Source organism: Candidatus Streptomyces philanthi, assembly GCF_059553635.1.
Window position 1 is genome coordinate 1 of record NZ_JCANQV010000627.1, and the last position, 1,051, is coordinate 1,051.

Genomic DNA, 1,051 nt, shown 5'->3' on the forward strand with positions numbered 1-1,051 from the left:
GCCGGGCTGCTGGGCACGGAGCGCCGCGGCCGCTGAGCCGCGCGCGGAGGGACCGGGCAGGGGAATCCCCGCCCGGTCCCTCCGGCGTGTCCGGGGCGTTACGAGGTGCCCGCGTAGCCCCGTATCCGTTCCAGTTCCGCCGCCACGTCGGTGAGCGAGGCGCAGTCCGGGACGGGCGCGATCTGCTCGGCCGGCAGCCCGGCCGCGCCGCCCTCCGGGTCCTCCAGGGCGCCGGCCATCGCGGACAGCGCCCCGCACAGCCGCTCCGCCTCCAGGGCGCTCGGCCTGCGGGCCCCGTGGTCGAGGCGTACCGCGCAGGCGGTCGCGGCGTCCACGATGCGTTCGGCGGCGATGACGACGGGCAGGAAGTCGGCGGTGCGGCCGCGGGCGGGGACGAGTTCGGCCGAGGTGTTCTCGGCGGCGGCGCGGGCCTCGCCGAGCGCGCGGTAGGCGGCGCGGCGCAGCGCGAGCCGCTCGGCGGGGTCCTCGCCCGGCCCGGCCTCCAGGACGTGCCGCAGGAACCGTTCGGTGGCGCGCAGCGCCCCCGTCACCCGCGGCCCGATGCGGCGGCGCGGGTCCGCGAGCCGCGGCAGATGGCCGACGACGAGGACGATGCCGCAGGCGACGGCGGTGTCGGCGATGCGTTCCGGCGCGGCCTGCGGCGCGCCGCTGACCCAGACGAACGACAGCACCATGATGGTGATCGCGCAGGTCTGGAGGGCGAAGTGCCGGGTGGCGAAGGGCAGCAGCGTCCCGCCGATCCCGGCCGCGAGCGCCGGCCACCACCAGCCGGTCACCAGCGCCCCGCCGAGGCTGAAGGCCACGACACCCACGGCGGTGCCCGCGAACCGGTTGACCGTACGGGAGAACAGCGGGCCCAGGTCGGGCTTGACGAGGAAGGTGGCGGTCGCCGGGAGCCAGTACCAGTGCTCGGCGCGCAGCGCGAGGGCGGCCGCGGCGCTCGCCGCGATGCACAGCGCGACCCGCAGGCCGTAGTCCCGTCCGGCGGGCCCGAGGACGCTGCGGCCGGGGCGGGTCCGGTGGCGGACGA

Annotated in this window: 1 protein-coding gene; it reads right to left on the bottom strand. The window is 78.2% G+C overall.

Annotated elements, in window-relative coordinates:
* Nucleotides 1–98: 98 nt before the first annotated feature.
* Nucleotides 99–1,051, bottom strand: a 953-nt coding sequence (locus AC51EU_RS30730) for an FUSC family protein (protein ID WP_496270367.1), incomplete at its 5' end; no start/stop codon positions are given.